The sequence below is a fragment of the Halomonas sp. AOP5-B2-8 genome, from assembly GCF_052376475.1.
GTDB lineage: Bacteria > Pseudomonadota > Gammaproteobacteria > Pseudomonadales > Halomonadaceae > Vreelandella > Vreelandella casei.
The window spans coordinates 262,384-278,691 of record NZ_JBQSVS010000003.1 but is presented as its reverse complement, the minus strand read 5'-3'; the positions used below and the strand labels follow the sequence as shown (position 1 = coordinate 278,691).

Here is a 16,308-nt window from a genome sequence, read left to right as displayed (position 1 = left end):
TGTAAGCTAGTGCGGTACTTACATTTAATATTAGCCTTACGGGTATTACGATGAAAACGCTACTGCGATGGCTGCTCAGCCTCGTGGCGCTTTTGGCGCTGCTGTTAGTGGGACCTGTATGGTTATTGGTGACGAATCAGGTGGTCACGGATGTTCATTGGTCATCGTTAGATCGCACCTCGACGGGTATTGCGCCTGACCCTGCAGCGTATTCTGAGGCTGTTGTGCAGGTCTATTCGGCCCGGGCATACAACTGGCGAGGGGCGTTTGGCGAGCATATTTGGATCGCAACCAAAGCGGAAAATGCTGACAGTTATCGGCTACATCAGGTATTGAGCTGGCGCCAGCCCACGGTGGTGTCCTCTATTGATACGCCTGACCGGACTTGGTTTGGAAATGCGCCTACGCTGTTGGCCGATTATCGCGGGGAAACGGCTGGCCAGATGATTCCGAAAATAGAGGCCGCCGCCACGGATTATCCTCAAGCCGACCTTTACCGCGTGTGGCCCGGGCCTAATAGTAATAGCTTTATTGCCTGGGTAATACGTGAAGTACCAGGGTTTGAAGTGACGCTGCCTGTGACGGCTATCGGTAAGGATTATATTTTTAACGGCGTGTTTGCGCCTGCACCCAGCGGCACTGGCTACCAGTTTTCACTAGGCGGCATGATCGGCATTATGTTCGCGCTGGAAGAGGGTCTTGAAATTAATTTTTTAGGGCTCAGCGTTGGTTTTGATGTTATGCGGCCTGCGTTAAAGCTGCCGGGTATCGGGAGGCTGGGAATGCCCGCCCGAGTATCAGGCAGTGGTGATTAGCTTTTAATTTTGCTGGTGGTCGGTAAAGCGTTGCATGATCGTGAGTGTTTCATCGCTTACGTGATGCTCCATGCCTTCAGCATCAATGCGGGCGGTGGCATCTTTAACACCCAGTGCACGGAGGAAGTGCAGCACGATGTCGTGGCGAGCACGCGACGTCTCGGCCATTTTTTGGCCAGCCTCGGTGAGGAACAGCGATCGGTAGGGCTTGCTAGTCACTAGCTCCAGCTCATTTAAACGCCGAATCATTTTCGATACAGTCGCCTGGCTAACCGCCATGCGATTGGCTATATCCGCTGCACGGGCTTCGCCACGGTGCATCAGCAAATCACCTATCAGCTCAACATAGTCTTCAATCAATTCGGTTTCGTGAGCGTTGCGCACCGTTGCGTATTGCAGGGCGTGCTGCTCCACGGGGGGCAGCGCATCGCCAGGAATGCTGGCGGCGGGCAATGAGGCGTTCGGATTAGATTCAGTCATCGGCAGATTATATCGGAGGCTGGTGTAACAATCATTGGATAGTCGCGTATTTTTACGCACAAAGCTTTCCAGTTGATAATACACAAAAGAGATCCGCTAAGAATCAGTACTTTTGCTGAGTCCCCCCGCTTAGGTTTGTTGTTTTATTCTGCTAAAATCCGCCACCTTCGCTGTAAATAGCCTTTCAATAGCTTTAGGGATCTTCATGAATGCAGTAATTCTGGCGGTGCTGGTGATGGTTGCGCTATCGCTGGCGCGTGTCTCGGTGGTTTTCGCGCTGGTGCTGGGTGCTTTAGTGGGCGGCTTGGTGGGTGGGTTGAGCCTTGAGCAAACCATGGATGCGTTTAATGCAGGCGTGGGTGGCGGTGCCCAAGTTGCATTGGCCTATGCCACTCTAGGCGCGTTTGCAGTGGCGATTTCCCGCTCTGGTTTGCCGGACATGCTGGCGAATCGTCTGATTACGTTACTGGGCAAACAAACCACGCCAGCACATCAAGCGCGCGTTAAAGTGCTGCTGCTAACGGCGGTTTTGCTGGTTGCCATCTCGTCACAAAACGCTATTCCTGTGCATATCGCTTTTATACCCGTGCTTATTCCGCCGCTCTTAATCGTGATGAATCGCTTGAGGCTAGATCGGCGCGCGGTGGCCTGTGCACTCACGTTTGGATTAACTGCGCCGTACATGCTGCTGCCAGTCGGTTTTGGGGCGATCTTCCTCAACGATATATTGCTCGCTAACTTAAATAGCGCCGGCGGGCCGTTAGGCTTAGAGATTACCCGTGGCATGGTGCCTATGGCCATGGCGATCCCGGTAGGCGGTATGGCGTTAGGGCTAATCGTCGCGCTATTTTGGAGCTATCGGCGCCCGCGTGACTATCAGGCTCAAGACATTGCTAACGCTAACGTGATGGAAGGGCATACGCCCGCCGAGCCTCACATGCTGGGGCTTATAATGTCGGGTGTTGCCATCGTCGCTGCGCTGGGGCTGCAGCTATATAGCGGCTCAATGATTTTAGGTGGCTTGGTAGGAATTGGTTTGCTCTCGCTTGGGGGAATATTCAAGTGGCGAGAAGCTGATGATCTCTTTACCAGCGGCATGCGAATGATGGCGCTGATTGGTTTTATCATGATTTCAGCGGCGGGCTTTGCCGAAGTGATGAAAACCACGGGTGAAATCGACACGCTGGTATCGGGCGCCTTTGCGGTACTGGGTGATAACCGAGGCTTAGCTGCGCTAGTAATGCTGCTGGTCGGGCTGTTTATAACGCTGGGGATTGGCTCTTCGTTCTCAACCATTCCGATTATTGCAGCTATTTTTGTGCCCTTAGCGGTGCAGTTTGGCTTTTCGCCCATGGCCACGGTAGTGCTGGTAGGTACGGCAGCGGCGCTGGGAGATGCGGGCTCACCTGCGTCTGATTCAACCCTGGGGCCGACCTCCGGTCTTAATGTGGATCGTCAGCATGATCACATTTGGGACAGCGTTGTGCCGACGTTTCTGCATTACAATATTCCACTAGTGGGCTTTGGCTGGCTGGCGGCAATGATGCTGTAAGCATGTGGCTTTGATATGCAAAGGGACAACAGGCGTTGTCCCTTTTTTATGAGTAATCATGCCTCACTGCTTAGGCAAATAAGACTCAAAAGCGCTTAGTAGGCCTCGCAGCAGAGAAAGCTCTTTGCGGCTAGGCTGCGCGCGAGCAAAGAGTGCTTGGAGCTGCTCTTCAGTGCGGGCGTGGGGTTGGGTTAAAAAGCCACTTTTTTGCATTAACTCCCCGAGATGCGCTTGGAAGTGTAGAAACTGTTCACGGCTAGGGGGTATCGCTTCCAGCGGCCGTTGATATGCGAAATCGTTATCTGCGCTTTTACGCCATGCACGGTGCACTTCGTACGCTAAAATTTGCACCGCTTGAGATAAATTCAGAATGCCGTAATCGGCATTGGCTGGGATGCTGACCTGGTGGGTGCAGCAGCGAATCTCATCGTTTGTAAGTCCTGAGCGCTCTCGTCCAAATACTAATGCTACCGGTGCAGTTTGCGCATTCTGAATGACGTCTAAGGCCATATCGTCGGGTTCATCATAGTGGGGCAATGGTAGGCTGCGCAGGCGCGCGCTAGCCCCCACCACTTGAACACAGTCGATAACAGCGGCGTCTAGCGAGCTGACAATGCGGGCATTATCAAGCACATCGTTAGCGCCTGCGGAAAGGCGAGTGGCTTCTTCATCAGGGTATGAGCGTGGGTTAACCAGCACCAGCTCAGTCAAACCCATGGTTTTCATTGCCCGCGCCGCAGCCCCAATATTGCCTGGGTGAAAGGTCTGTACGAGCACGATACGGATATGCTGCAACATGCGTTATCGCCCTATAGCCTTAAAAAATCGGCCTGATAATAGCACGTTGGCTTAGCTGAATGGACGATAAGTTATGATGTAGCGTTAATGCCGTGCAGGTCTTTATAACGCAACAACCCCGCACAAGGCGGGGTTGTTGGTGATGACATTAACAGCTAGTCATCTTGAGCAAAGGGCTCAGGGTTGCGTTACATCATGCCGCCCATACCACCCATTCCACCCATGCCGCCCATATCAGGAGCGCCTTCTTTCTCTTCGGGGTCTTCTGCGATCATGCACTCAGTGGTGATCATCAGACCTGCAACAGAACCAGCGGACTGCAGCGCAGTACGGGTTACTTTAGCGGGGTCCAGAACGCCCATTTCGAACAGATCGCCGTATTCGCCGGTCTGTGCGTTGTAGCCGAAGTTGCCTACTTCATCTTTAACGCGATTAATTACGATGGCAGCTTCTTCACCAGCGTTAGTCACGATTTGACGAAGCGGTGACTGCATAGCGCGCAGCGCCATGTTGATACCGTGGTTTTGGTCTTCGTTTTCGCCAGTCAGGCCTTGTACTTTAGCCATAACGCGAACGAGTGCTGTACCGCCACCAGGTACCACGCCTTCTTCAACGGCTGCACGAGTAGAGTGCAGAGCGTCTTCAACGCGTGCTTTCTTCTCTTTCATTTCCACTTCGGTCGCAGCACCAACGCGGATAACAGCAACACCGCCTGCTAGTTTAGCAACACGCTCTTGCAGCTTCTCTTTGTCGTAATCAGAAGACGTATCTTCGATTTGCGCGCGGATCTGGTTAACGCGAGCTTCAATGTCGTTTTCTGCACCAGCGCCGTCGATGATCGTGGTGTTTTCTTTAGACATCGTCATGCGCTTAGCCGTACCCAGGTGATCCAGGGTAGCTTGCTCAAGCGTCAGGCCAACTTCTTCAGAAATGACCGTGCCGTTGGTCAGGATAGCAATGTCCTGCAGCATGGATTTACGACGGTCGCCGAAGCCAGGTGCTTTAGCAGCAGCGACTTTAACGATACCGCGCATGTTGTTAACCACCAACGTTGCAAGCGCTTCGCCTTCGATATCTTCAGCGATAATAGCTAGCGGCTTGCCTTGCTTAGCAACGGCTTCAAGAACCGGCAGCAGCTCACGGATGTTGGAGATCTTTTTATCCACTAATAGGATGTAAGGATCTTCCAGTTCAACCGTCATGGTGTCCTGGTTGGTAACGAAGTAGGGAGACAGGTAGCCGCGATCAAACTGCATACCTTCAACAACTTCTAGCTCATCTTCAAAGCCACGGCCTTCATCAACGGTGATGACGCCTTCTTTACCTACTTTTTCCATCGCTTCAGCGATGATTTCACCAATACGCTTGTCGCCGTTGGCAGAAATCGTGCCGACCTGAGCAATCGACTTGGTGTCGGTGCAAGGTACGGACATTGCTTTGATTTCTTTAACAGCGGCCGCAACGGCTTGATCGATGCCGCGCTTAAGGTCCATCGGGTTCATGCCGGCAGTCACGCCTTTCAGGCCTTCAGCAATGATTGCTTGGGCGAGAACGGTAGCGGTGGTGGTGCCGTCGCCAGCCGCATCAGAAGTCTGTGAAGCAACTTCTTTAACCATCTGGGCGCCCATGTTCTCGAACTTGTCTTTCAGTTCGATTTCTTTAGCGACAGAGACACCGTCTTTAGTAACGGTGGGGGAGCCGAAGGATTTTTCCAGCACCACGTTACGGCCTTTCGGGCCTAGCGTTACTTTTACTGCGTTGGCAAGAACATCAACGCCGCGCGCCATACGTTTGCGTGCGTCATCAGAAAATTTAACTTGTTTAGCTGACATAGTGGTTACTTCCTAAATTGAATTCAAAAACGTGAAAGTAAATAGCTGAAATGAGGATTAACCTTCAACAACGGCAAGGATATCGGTTTCACTCATAATCAGAACTTCTTCGCCGTCGACTTTTTGTTTCTCAACGCCGTAGCCATCTTTAAAGATCACGTTGTCGCCGACTTTAACGTCTAGCGGACGTACTTCGCCATTTTCAAGAATGCGACCATTGCCGACGGCTAATACTTCACCACGGGTAGGTTTTTCTTGTGCATTACCAGGAAGCACGATGCCACCAGCCGTTTTCTGTTCTTCTTCAACGCGACGGACGATGACACGATCATGTAAAGGACGGATGTTCATTCACGTTCTCCTAAGTAGGTTGAAGCCCTTATTGAGGGCAGCTAGCTAAAAAATGTTCTCGTGGGAGTCCCCGCGAGACGTGAAGACCTTGCGGTCTTCATTGTTAATGGCGGCTGCTACATTAAGCAGTCACCGAAATTATGTGCTGGCTAAAAAGTGGGGGCTGCAGGTGGCCTTTCAAGGGGGGAGAGCAATAAAAAATTGCTTTTGTGCAGATTTTCTTCCAAACGGTGCGTTATCGATGGCGTGACGACTCATCACGGCTAATGAAATCACCTTCAATGGGGCCTTTTTGATCCGATGAGGAAGTTGCGGAGTCTTTAGCTGGCCCATCAAACCATCCGTCATCGTTGTCGGCGCGCGTTGAGCGTGAGTGGGCAGACGATGTATGCGGGCCTTGCTGCTGTCCTGCAATGGTCTTAATGCCTAGCCACGTTAATGCTTTAAGCATTAAATGGCGTGCACTGGGAATCAGGCATGCAAGGCCAAGTGCGTCCGACAAGAAGCCCGGTGCCATCAGTAAGGCGCCGCCAAAAATAAGTGCGGCGCCAGTCAGAAGCTCGCTAGAAGGGATTTCACCTGCCTGCATGCGTTGGCGTGCACGGGCGAAGGTTGAGACGCCTTCTTTACGAATAAGATGTAGCCCGGCAAAGCCTGTGCCAAGCACTAACAATAGGGTAGTAATCAAACCTATTTGGCTGCCAATTGAAAAAAGCACAATAAAATCTAGTAAAGTGAACAGCGATATAAAAATCAAAATAGGCATGGTTAACTCCAGAAATAAACGACTCAATAACCGTCGTAGCTGGCTAATATGGTGCCAGAAATACAAATAACAAGCAGCTAAAGATGTGCGTTTTAGCGTTAGTGCCGTGCGATTCGGGCTAGTAAATCCCTTGTTGTGCGGCGCACAATGAGGCGGCGTAAATCTTCTTAAAGGAGTCAGTGATGGTTATTACCGATAAAGTCATTGCTATAACCGGTGGCGCACGAGGATTGGGCTATGCCACGGCCCTGCGTTTGGGCAAGCAGGGCGCGCGCGTGGCGCTGCTGGATATGAGTAGTGAAGCATTGGCTCAGGCGGTATCACAGCTTTCTGCTGAAGGGGTTGATGCGCAGGCCTTTGTGGTAAACGTTGCGGAAGAGGCTTCCGTTATTCAGGCATTTGCCGATATTGCAAAACGCATGGCGCCGGTAAGCGGCTGCGTGAATAACGCAGGCATTACCCAGGACGCACTGCTGGTCAAGGCGAAAGATGGCCACGTTGAGAAGCGTATGTCGCTGGAAAGCTGGCAAAACGTCATTAATGTTAATTTAACCGGCGTTTTTCTGTGCGGGCGTGAAGCGGCTACTCAGATGATTGAGGCAGGGCATGAGGGGGTAATCGTCAATATCTCAAGCATTTCGCGTGCGGGCAATATGGGGCAGAGTAACTATGCGGCGGCCAAGGCGGGAGTGCATGCGTTAACGGTAACCTGGAGTAAGGAGCTGGCGCGCTATAGCATTCGTACAGGTACCGTTGCACCTGGATTTGTGGCCACGGAAATGACTGCTGGTATGCGCCCAGATATGTTGGAGCGCATTACCTCTAGCGTGCCGTTAAAACGTTTGGGGGATCCCGATAATATTGCCCAAAGTGTCGCTTTCATTGTTGAAAATGATTATTTCAGCGGGCGCATCATTGAGTGTGATGGCGGATTGAGGCTATAGCTTTCTGAGTATAGTTTTTACACCAGCTCTGCCTGGGCGGCCTGTATGGCCGCTCTGCAAGCATCATTGATACGCCCGCAACATCAATTAGCAATTAAACAGCGCAACGGTTTTGCATTAAAAGTAGTCGCGGCTGATTTTGCCTTGCTCTCGGTTCAGCTTAAGCCGTGCACTTGGTTCTGCTTAAGTAAGTGCAGCTGTGTAACGAGCAGGCACAAAAAAAGCACCTCATGGGTGCCTGATATGCTGACTAATTCAGAGAAAATTTTAAAGCTAACTTCTTGAAAGCTAACAAGTAATTGGTGCGGATGGGGAGACTCGAACTCCCACACCTTACGGCACTAGAACCTAAATCTAGCGTGTCTACCAATTCCACCACATCCGCGAAGACGAGGCGTATGTTATCATTTTTGTGATACAAGTCAACGCCTAGTTTGATATTTGTTTAAATGGGTGAAGAGCGGTCTATGTTTTCTAAGAAATCGTTTTTGAAGCAAGGCCTGCAAAGAGGGAGTTATTGGATAAAGCGAAACATGCCGGGCTATTGCGCTTTTTGCCTAGCCCCTACGGCGCAGGGGCTAGGGTGGTGTGATGCGTGTGCCGATGAGCTCCCATGGAATTTATATGCCTGCAGCCAATGCGGTGAGCCGGTGAAGCACGGCCAGCGATTATGCGGGCATTGCTTAACGGAGCCTCCGGCCTTTTTGGCGACTCAGGCGGGGTTGCTGTATCAGGGTGTCATTAAAGAGCTAATACATGATTTTAAATTCAACGCCTCACCGAGGGCTGGGGTATTGCTTTGCGAACTGATGTTAATGACGCAGCCCCAGCTAACTGGGCAAGCGTTCGTGTCAGTACCGATGCACCCTGCAAATGCCCGTGAGCGTGGATTTAACCAATCATATTGGCTGGCAAAACAGCTCAGCCACAGATTGGCTGTTCCATTGCACACTGCTCAGCGAGTTAAGAGAAGCCGTTCCCAGCGCACGTTGAATCGCCGCGAGCGGGCATCCAATTTAGCCGATGCTTTTGCATTTCAGATGCCGCCACCGGAGCATTTGGTGATCATTGATGATGTGGTGACTACCGGTGCTACTGGGCATGCAATGGCGTGTGCCGCGCTGGAGGCAGGTGCTAAGCGCATCGATATTTGGGCAGTAGCGCGGACGCCCCTGGGCAAGGGTTGATAGAATAGGTTTTTTGCCGACCCCAGGAGTGACCTATGTCACACCCGTTTAGCTCTCTTTCGCCCGATTTAGTGATGTCTGCAGCCGAGTCGCTTGATATTTGGCCAGCGGGTGAGCCTTTCGCGCTAAATAGCTACGAAAACCGCGTGCTAATGTTTCGCGATGAGGATGGCAAAAACTGGATTATTAAGTTTTATCGGCCTGACCGCTGGTCAGAGGCGGTGATTCAGGAAGAGCATGATTTTTTACAAGAGCTAGCTGACAACGATGTGCCGGTCGTGGCGCCTTGGCGAAACACTCAGGGCCAGTCGCTACATAAGTTTAAAGTATTTAACTTTGCGTTATTTCCTCACTGTCCTGGTCAGGCCCCGGAGCTTGATAACCCTGCTCACTTATTTGCAATGGGCGAGGTGCTGGGGCGCTTACACGAAATCTCCGCTAAACAAGCTTTTCAACACCGCCCGCGATTAGAGATGGCAAGCGGTGTCCTTGATGCTCAGCAGCGTGTGCTGACAAGTGAGCGATTGAGTGGTCATCAGCGTCGAGCGTATGAAAACGTCATTACGAAAGTACATCAGCAGCTTTCAAAGCACTGCGTACCTGCTAGCAGCATGATTCGGTGTCATGGTGACTGTCATTTAGGCAATGTGCTCGGCCGCGATGAGCAGTTTTCGCTGGTCGATTTTGATGACTGCCTTATGGCGCCCGCGATTCAGGATATCTGGATGATGCTTCCCACCGACGACCCGCAGGGCTGGGGAGCACACTTGAATGAGATTACCGAAGGGTATGAGGAAGCGCTACCGTTTCCGACGGAGCAGATATCGTTAATTGAACCGTTAAGAAGCTATCGGTTGATTCGTCATACTGCTTGGCTGGTATCGCGCTGGAATGACCCAGCTTTCCCACGGGCGTTTCCGTGGTTGGCGGATAGCGGTTACTGGGATCAGCATATCCGCCAGTTAGAGCAGCAGTGCCTGCAGTTAGAAACCCCGCGTTGGTTGGCATAGCGCGGGGAGGGGAATGGCCGCGTAATGTGTGGAGCTGAGCGGTGTCTTCGCATCGCCTTGTTAGCTACGACGCTGCCATAAATGAGAGGCTTACGTTAAAATAGGTTATTCCAGACAATAATGGTTCAGCAGTCTTTGTAGCTATTTTTTGTACCTTAACTGCTGGCCAATATGCTCGTAAATTTTATATTTAGACGGGTCTAATATTAATTCGCGTAAAGAAAGAATTGACGTAGGTGTCAGTCTTTTTGCATTTGTGCACCGTTTTTGATGAGGCTTAACATGTCCGATGATATTGCTCACCACTATCGCCAGATAATCACTGCTTTGGGAGAAGATCCTGATCGGGAAGGATTGCGGGATACGCCAAAGCGGGCAGCGAAAGCCATGCAGTTTTTGAATGCGGGCTATAATCAGTCGCTGGGAGAAATTATTAACGGTGCCGTGTTTGAGTCGCACACAGACGAAATGGTGCTGGTAAAAGACATTGAGCTTTATTCAATGTGTGAACACCATCTGCTGCCCTTTATTGGCAAGTGCCATATCGCCTATTTACCTAACGGCAAGGTGCTGGGGCTATCTAAATTTGCGCGCATTGTTGATATGTTTGCACGACGTATGCAGATCCAAGAAAATCTCACCCTACAAATCGCCGATGCCGTTCAAGAAGTCACGCAGGCAAAGGGCGTCGCAGTGGTCATTGAGGCTCGCCATCTTTGCATGATGATGCGTGGCGTCGAGAAGCAAAACTCCAGTATGACCTCATCCGTCATGCTAGGCAGGTTTCGCAGCGACCAGGCGACTCGGCAAGAATTCCTAATGCTGATTAATTGAATCTGGTGCCGCTAGCCGATAATCAAGGCACGCTAGAAACTTGGTTTATAGGGGTGTTTCGTCTTAGCATGAAGTGTTAACAAGCCTACACGGCCATCATTTGGTCAGGAGTCTGTCATGGAAGCGCTTAAAGAAACGCAGCTGTACTGTCCTTTTGCCTATATCGACGGCAGTTGGGTTGCAGCCGATAGCGGCGAGCAGATCACGGTCTTGAATCCGGCAACCGGCGAGGCTATCGGCAATATTCCGCGGTTAGGTAAAGTTGAGACTGAGCGGGCCATCGATGCCGCCGATGCCGCTCTGCCTGCATGGCGTGCATTGACCGCTCAGGAACGCGCCGACTTATTATTAAAGTGGCACGACCTGATGCTTGAGCATCAGCAAGACTTAGCCATGCTGATGACCTACGAGCAGGGCAAGCCGCTTAAAGAAGCCGCGGGCGAAATTGCCTATGCCGCAAGCTTTTTGCGCTGGTTTGCTGAAGAGGCCCGGCGCGTTTACGGTGAAACGATTCCCGCGGCAAACGCCAATCAGCGTATCATCGTGACTAAGCAGCCAGTGGGCGTTGTGGGCGCGATTACCCCGTGGAACTTCCCGGCGGCGATGATCACCCGTAAAGCGGGCGCTGCGCTGGCCGCTGGCTGTACGATTGTCGTCAAGCCTGCGAGCCAAACGCCGTTTTCAGCCACGGCATTAGCGCTATTAGCTGAGCGTGCGGGCATTCCGCGTGGGGTTTTTAACGTAGTGCCGGGCAGCGCCAGTGATATTGCGCAAGCGATGACGCACTCGCCGAAGGTGCGCAAAATCACCTTCACCGGTTCTACCGAAGTGGGTAGTAAACTGATGGCGCAGGCGGCTGAGCATATTCAGAAAATCTCGCTAGAGCTGGGTGGCAACGCGCCATTTATTGTCTTTGAAGATGCTGATTTAGATGCCGCAGTAGATGGTGCTATGGCGGCGAAATTTCGTAATGCTGGGCAAACCTGTGTATGCACCAACCGCTTCTTAGTCCACTCCAGTGTTATCAACGCGTTTTGTGAAAAGCTGGCGGTGGCAATGAACAGTGAGTTGCGCGTTGGCGATGGCACCAAAGCGAATATTAATCTTGGCCCGTTAATCGATGAAAACGCGGTTAAGAAAGTCAGCGAGCACGTGCAGGATGCGATAGATAACGGCGCTGAGCTGCTGCTGGGTGGGCATCCCCATCCGTTGGGCGGTAATTTCTTCACGCCGACGCTGATTAGCTTTGCCACCGATAAAATGAAGGTCGCTCACGAAGAGACGTTTGGCCCGCTGGCCGCTGTCTTCCCGTTTGACGATGAGCAAACCGCGATAGCAATGGCCAATGACACTCAGTATGGCCTGGCCGCGTATTTCTACTCGCGTGATCTGGCTCGCGTGTGGCGCGTCGCTGAAGCGCTAGAATATGGCATGGTAGGGATTAATACTGGCGCCATTTCTAACGCAGCGGCACCGTTTGGCGGGGTTAAAGCATCGGGCTTAGGTCGCGAGGGCGGTCATCAAGGGTTGGAAGAATACCTTGAAACAAAGTATCTATGCATTGACCTTGGCTAGCGCTTTGAAGCCTGTCTTTTAATCGGCAGCCACTGTCATTAGCAAGCCCCCATTGGCAGAGTGCCAATGGGGGCTTGTTATGTGCTGGGTGGGCCAGCGGTGCTAGTGAAAAGGCTTAGTGGCGGAAGTGGCGCATGCCGGTAAATACCATGGCAATGCCTGCTTCATTGGCGGCGTCGATCACTTCCTGATCGCGCATTGAACCACCGGGTTGAATGACCGCGGTAATACCCGCTGCTGCCGCGGCATCAATGCCATCACGGAACGGGAAGAAGGCATCAGATGCCATGACCGACCCAGGCACTGAAAGGCCTTCGTCTGCGGCTTTGATGCCCGCAATTTTGGCTGAGTAAACGCGGCTCATTTGTCCTGCGCCCACGCCCACTGTTTGCCCATCTTTGGCATACACAATGGCGTTGGACTTAACGAACTTAGCCACTCGCCAAGCAAAGGCTAGGTCGCGCAGTTCTTGCTCGCTGGGAGCGCGCTGGCTGACAACCGTCAAGTCCTCGCGTGCCACCATTCCCTCATCGCGCTCTTGTACTAATAGCCCACCGTTGACGCGCTTGAGATCAAATGCAGTCTGGTGTTCGCCTGACCAATGATCGCTGACATCCAGTAGGCGAACGTTCTGCTTGCTGGCCACAATGGCGGCAGCGTCATCGCTAATCCCGGGGGCGATAATTACTTCGACAAACTGGCGATCGATAATTGCCTGGGCGGTTTCAGCGTCCAGCGCTGTATTGAAGGCAATGATGCCGCCAAATGCGCTGGTAGGGTCGGTGGCGAAGGCTTTGTCATAAGCCGCTAGCGCTGTTGAACCAACGGCAACGCCGCAGGGGTTGGCATGTTTGACGATCACACAGGCGATCTCTTTAAAAGCCTTGACGCATTCAAACGCCGCATCGGTATCGGCAACGTTGTTATACGATAGCGGTTTGCCTTGCAGCATTTTTGCCGTGGCAACGCTTGGCTCGCTAGCCTGCGGGTCAACGTAGAACGCTGCCTGCTGATGGGGATTTTCGCCGTAACGCATATCCTGCTTTTTATGCAGCTGAAGATTAAAGGTGCGGGGAAATGCTTCGTCTGCAGCGTCAACCTTGCGGCCCAGGTAGTCGGCAATAGCGCCATCATAGCCGGCGGTGTGTTCGAATGCTTTGACCGCTAAATCGAACCGCGTTGCCGTGCTTACTTGACCATTTTGAGCGGCCAGCTCACCAAGCACGCGGGCGTAGTCAGCGGTATTCACGACGATTGTTGTATGCGCGTGGTTTTTAGCGCAGGCGCGTACCATGGTAGGGCCGCCAATATCGATATTCTCGATAGCATCTTCTAACGTGCAATCAGGCTTAGCGACAGTCGCGGCGAAGGGGTAGAGGTTAACGACGACCATATCGATAGGGGTAATGTCGTTTTCGGCCATGACCGCATCATCCTGGCCGCGCCGTGCCAAAATGCCGCCGTGAATTTTGGGGTGAAGCGTTTTGACACGACCATCCATAATTTCGGGAAAGCCGGTATGTTCAGACACTTCTTTCACCGCAATGGCATTTTCTTGCAATAGCCGGAAAGTGCCACCGGTTGAAAGCAGTTCAACGCCATGCTCAGTTAGGCCGCGGGCGAATTCTACAATGCCAGTTTTATCAGAAACGCTCAGAAGGGCGCGGCGGACGGGAGTAGCGTTACTGTCAGTCAAAGTAGGGTTATCAGCCATGAGGATGCTCGTGTGCAGCGTTGTGAAGTCAACGTGGGTAAATAAAAACAACAACGCCCCAGTGTTATGGGGCGTCGCCTTCGATAAGTCCGTAAAGCTTTAGCTTTTTACGCAGGGTGCCGCGGTTCAGGCCCAGTGCATCAGCGGCCCGGGTCTGGTTGCCGTCAGTATGCTCCAAGACGCAGGCCAGTAAAGGAGCTTCTACTTCGGCCATCACCATGGCGTATAGGTCAGTTGCCTGGCTGCCATCGAGATGCTCGAAGTAGCGGCGCATCGCTGTTTCCACGGCCTCCCGCAGAGGCTGCGGTGGTGTGCTCACCGTTGGATTAGCCAGCATGCGGGTGAGGTGAGAAACAGTATCGCTAGAGAGAAGATCGCGTTCGGTCATGCAGCATAGCTTCCTTTGGCTAGCAAACGTGTGGCGGCATCGGGAGCCATCGCGTCGTTGATCCAATCAAATTGCGTTTCGGGTGATGCTAACGCATTGAACTGCTGCTTCAGCGCGTGCTGTTGAGGCGGCGTAAAGCGCGGGTCGTCGCTGAGGTACCAGCCGACATGCTTACGCGCTATGCGTACGCCCATCGTGTCACCATAAAATTCATGCAGTGCGCCAACGTGCCCATTAAGCACCTGCTGGCGCTCGGCTAGGCTGGGTGGCGCCATTCGCGTGCCATGCTGGAAATAGTGGTTGATCTGTTGAAATATCCACGGATTTCCCTGCGCACCACGGCCTACCATGACAGCATCAGCACCGGTGTAAGCGAGCACTTCGGCGGCTTTTTCAGGGCTTGTTATGTCGCCGTTAGCAATCACCGGTATCGAGAGACGAGATTTGATGTCGGCAATCGTGTCGTACTCTGCCTGTCCAGTATAGCGCTGTTCGCGATGTCGGCCATGTACGGCTAGCGCTTGAATGCCTGCGGCCTCGGCCAACTGAGCAATGCGCAGGGCGTTGTTCGATGCCGCGCACCAGCCCGTGCGGATTTTAAGCGTCACGGGAATATCAACGGCGCCCACCACCGCCTGCAAAATGTCAGCGACCAAGGCTTCATCGCGAAGCAGGGCAGACCCTGCCGCTTTATTACACACCTTCTTAGCGGGGCAGCCCATATTAATATCAATAATTTGAGCACCTAGTTCAGCATTCAGGCGGGCTGCCTGGGCAAGCATATCAGCATCACCACCCGCAATTTGCACCACACGCGGGTCTGGCTCGCCCTGGTGGTCCATTCGCAGCTGTGATTTACGCGTATGCCATAGGCTAGGGTCTGACGTGACCATTTCGCCCACCACCCAGCCAGCACCCAGCTGTCGGCATAGCTGACGAAAGGGGCGGTCGGTAACGCCGGCCATTGGTGCCAGGATTACGCGATTTGATAATCGATAACGACCAATGCTGGGTAGGGTGTTCATTAACGTCATGGCGTAGGCTATGTGGATGCTGGTCTGGCGACGAGTAAGCGCTTTCAAGGGTGCGTATGATACGCCTACTCGCCGTTAGGTTGAAGGCCGCAGGGTGCTTTAATCTGGGCGCTGGCCTGAGAGCCTTACCCAGCCTTCACGAATCACCGGCTCTTGCATGATGATGCCCTGGGCCGTGTAGGCTTGCTGAACATCGTCGGCCTGATTGGCTAAAATACCCGATAGCGCAATGCGCCCACCTGGGGCCACGTGCCCGGCAATCATCGGCGCTAGCTCAACCAGTGGGCCCGCCAGTATGTTAGCGGTTACGACAGGATAACGAACGTCATCGCTTAACTGCTCAGGGTAATAAAGCGATAGCTGCTGTTCGGCAATGCTATTACGTTCTGCGTTATCACGACTAGCTTGCAATGCCTGGGGATCAATGTCGGTAGCGTCGGCATGGTGTGCGCCAAGCTTTAGGGCGGCGATAGCGAGAATGCCCGAGCCACAGCCTACATCAAGTACATGCTGCTGCGCTAAGTGGCCAGCCACTGCCAGTTCATCCAGCCACTCTAGGCACAGCGCGGTAGTCGGGTGCGTGCCGGTGCCAAACGCAAGGCCTGGATCTAGAATCAGGTTGACCGCGTCTGCCTCAGGCGGCTCGTGCCAGCTGGGCACAATCCATAGCCGCTGGCCCATGCGTAGAGGGGTGAAATCATCCATCCACTCACGCTCCCAGTCGCGGTCGGCAAGTAGCTCATACTCGATCGTGGGGCAGGGTTCGCTCGGCATGTGCTCCGACCAGGCCGCCTCAATGCGCGTAAGCATGTCGTCAACGCCTTCAAGGTCATCATAAAGCCCCGTCAGAATCGTATCTTGCCAAAGCGGAGTGGTGCCGCGCTCAGGCTCAAATACCGGGTCGTCGTGGGCATCTTGAAGGCCAATGGCAGTCGCGCCTTCTTCGAGCAGCAGCTCTTCCAGAAATTCTGCTTGCTCGGGTGCGACATGAGCTTTGAGTTGAAGCCAGGGCATGCAGGTTCTCCGCA

Annotated in this window: 16 protein-coding genes and 1 tRNA gene; 7 read left to right on the top strand and 10 right to left on the bottom strand. The window is 52.9% G+C overall.

Annotated features, from left to right (window positions below; all coding sequences use genetic code 11):
- Positions 1-50 precede the first annotated feature (50 nt).
- Positions 51-815: a DUF3750 domain-containing protein gene (locus tag ACT3RP_RS08880; RefSeq protein WP_441684435.1), complete on the top strand. Its 765-nt coding sequence runs from the start codon at positions 51-53 to the stop codon at positions 813-815.
- A 3-nt stretch (positions 816-818) separates the two neighbouring features.
- Here ACT3RP_RS08880 and mntR read toward each other — a convergent pair whose 3' ends face one another.
- Positions 819-1,295 carry a manganese-binding transcriptional regulator MntR gene (mntR, locus tag ACT3RP_RS08875; protein ID WP_096280296.1) on the bottom strand — a complete coding sequence of 159 codons (477 nt, stop codon included), beginning with the start codon at positions 1,293-1,295 and terminating at the stop codon, positions 819-821.
- 205 nt (positions 1,296-1,500) lie between these two features.
- On the opposite strand from mntR, the gene ACT3RP_RS08870 reads away from it, so the two are divergent.
- Complete coding sequence (locus ACT3RP_RS08870; RefSeq protein ID WP_096280294.1) at positions 1,501-2,847, top strand: Na+/H+ antiporter family protein; 1,347 nt, start codon at positions 1,501-1,503, stop codon at positions 2,845-2,847.
- A 63-nt stretch (positions 2,848-2,910) separates the two neighbouring features.
- Here ACT3RP_RS08870 and ACT3RP_RS08865 read toward each other — a convergent pair whose 3' ends face one another.
- The 4 genes from ACT3RP_RS08865 to ACT3RP_RS08850 all read right to left on the bottom strand — a co-directional run bounded on the left by ACT3RP_RS08865 (position 2,911) and on the right by ACT3RP_RS08850 (position 6,594).
- Complete coding sequence (locus ACT3RP_RS08865; RefSeq protein WP_441684434.1) at positions 2,911-3,645, bottom strand: RNA methyltransferase; 735 nt, start codon at positions 3,643-3,645, stop codon at positions 2,911-2,913.
- Positions 3,646-3,833: 188 nt separating this feature from the next.
- On the bottom strand, positions 3,834-5,477 hold the full coding sequence (gene groL, locus ACT3RP_RS08860; RefSeq protein ID WP_096280290.1) for a chaperonin GroEL: 1,644 nt from the start codon (positions 5,475-5,477) through the stop codon (positions 3,834-3,836).
- A 57-nt stretch (positions 5,478-5,534) separates the two neighbouring features.
- Positions 5,535-5,828, bottom strand: coding sequence for a co-chaperone GroES (locus ACT3RP_RS08855; RefSeq protein ID WP_096280288.1), 294 nt, complete (start codon positions 5,826-5,828; stop codon positions 5,535-5,537).
- Between the two features lie 235 nt (positions 5,829-6,063).
- Positions 6,064-6,594, bottom strand: coding sequence for an FxsA family protein (locus ACT3RP_RS08850; protein ID WP_444672221.1), 531 nt, complete (start codon positions 6,592-6,594; stop codon positions 6,064-6,066).
- Positions 6,595-6,776: 182 nt separating this feature from the next.
- Between ACT3RP_RS08850 and ACT3RP_RS08845 the strand changes: the two genes are divergently transcribed.
- The gene (locus ACT3RP_RS08845; RefSeq protein WP_096280284.1) at positions 6,777-7,538 is read left to right on the top strand and encodes an SDR family oxidoreductase; all 762 of its coding nucleotides are present in this window, start codon (positions 6,777-6,779) and stop codon (positions 7,536-7,538) included.
- Positions 7,539-7,838: 300 nt separating this feature from the next.
- Here ACT3RP_RS08845 and ACT3RP_RS08840 read toward each other — a convergent pair.
- Positions 7,839-7,923 (bottom strand) — tRNA-Leu (locus tag ACT3RP_RS08840).
- A gap of 82 nt (positions 7,924-8,005) precedes the next feature.
- Between ACT3RP_RS08840 and ACT3RP_RS08835 the strand changes: the two genes are divergently transcribed.
- From ACT3RP_RS08835 to ACT3RP_RS08820, 4 genes are all read left to right on the top strand, one after another.
- Positions 8,006-8,725 (top strand): ComFC family protein, encoded by a 720-nt coding sequence (locus ACT3RP_RS08835; RefSeq protein WP_483393647.1) that lies wholly within the window; start codon positions 8,006-8,008, stop codon positions 8,723-8,725.
- Positions 8,726-8,760: 35 nt separating this feature from the next.
- Positions 8,761-9,735 carry a serine/threonine protein kinase gene (locus tag ACT3RP_RS08830; protein WP_483393646.1) on the top strand — a complete coding sequence of 325 codons (975 nt, stop codon included), beginning with the start codon at positions 8,761-8,763 and terminating at the stop codon, positions 9,733-9,735.
- 282 nt (positions 9,736-10,017) lie between these two features.
- A complete protein-coding gene (gene folE, locus ACT3RP_RS08825) occupies positions 10,018-10,569 on the top strand; it encodes a GTP cyclohydrolase I FolE (RefSeq protein ID WP_096280280.1) in 552 nt (183 codons plus the stop codon).
- A gap of 117 nt (positions 10,570-10,686) precedes the next feature.
- Positions 10,687-12,144: an NAD-dependent succinate-semialdehyde dehydrogenase gene (locus ACT3RP_RS08820; RefSeq protein WP_483393645.1), complete on the top strand. Its 1,458-nt coding sequence runs from the start codon at positions 10,687-10,689 to the stop codon at positions 12,142-12,144.
- 115 nt (positions 12,145-12,259) lie between these two features.
- On the opposite strand, the gene purH is transcribed toward ACT3RP_RS08820, so the two are convergent.
- From purH to prmA, 4 genes are all read right to left on the bottom strand, one after another.
- Positions 12,260-13,858 (bottom strand): bifunctional phosphoribosylaminoimidazolecarboxamide formyltransferase/IMP cyclohydrolase, encoded by a 1,599-nt coding sequence (gene purH, locus ACT3RP_RS08815; protein WP_176483398.1) that lies wholly within the window; start codon positions 13,856-13,858, stop codon positions 12,260-12,262.
- A 64-nt stretch (positions 13,859-13,922) separates the two neighbouring features.
- The gene (fis, locus tag ACT3RP_RS08810) at positions 13,923-14,246 is read right to left on the bottom strand and encodes a DNA-binding transcriptional regulator Fis (RefSeq protein WP_096280275.1); all 324 of its coding nucleotides are present in this window, start codon (positions 14,244-14,246) and stop codon (positions 13,923-13,925) included.
- Positions 14,243-15,280, bottom strand: a complete 1,038-nt coding sequence (gene dusB, locus ACT3RP_RS08805) for a tRNA dihydrouridine synthase DusB (RefSeq protein ID WP_441684446.1) — start codon at positions 15,278-15,280, stop codon at positions 14,243-14,245. The genes fis and dusB overlap by 4 nt, the downstream gene beginning before the upstream one ends.
- 99 nt (positions 15,281-15,379) lie before the next feature.
- The gene (gene prmA / locus ACT3RP_RS08800) at positions 15,380-16,294 is read right to left on the bottom strand and encodes a 50S ribosomal protein L11 methyltransferase (protein ID WP_483393644.1); all 915 of its coding nucleotides are present in this window, start codon (positions 16,292-16,294) and stop codon (positions 15,380-15,382) included.
- Positions 16,295-16,308: the final 14 nt, after the last annotated feature.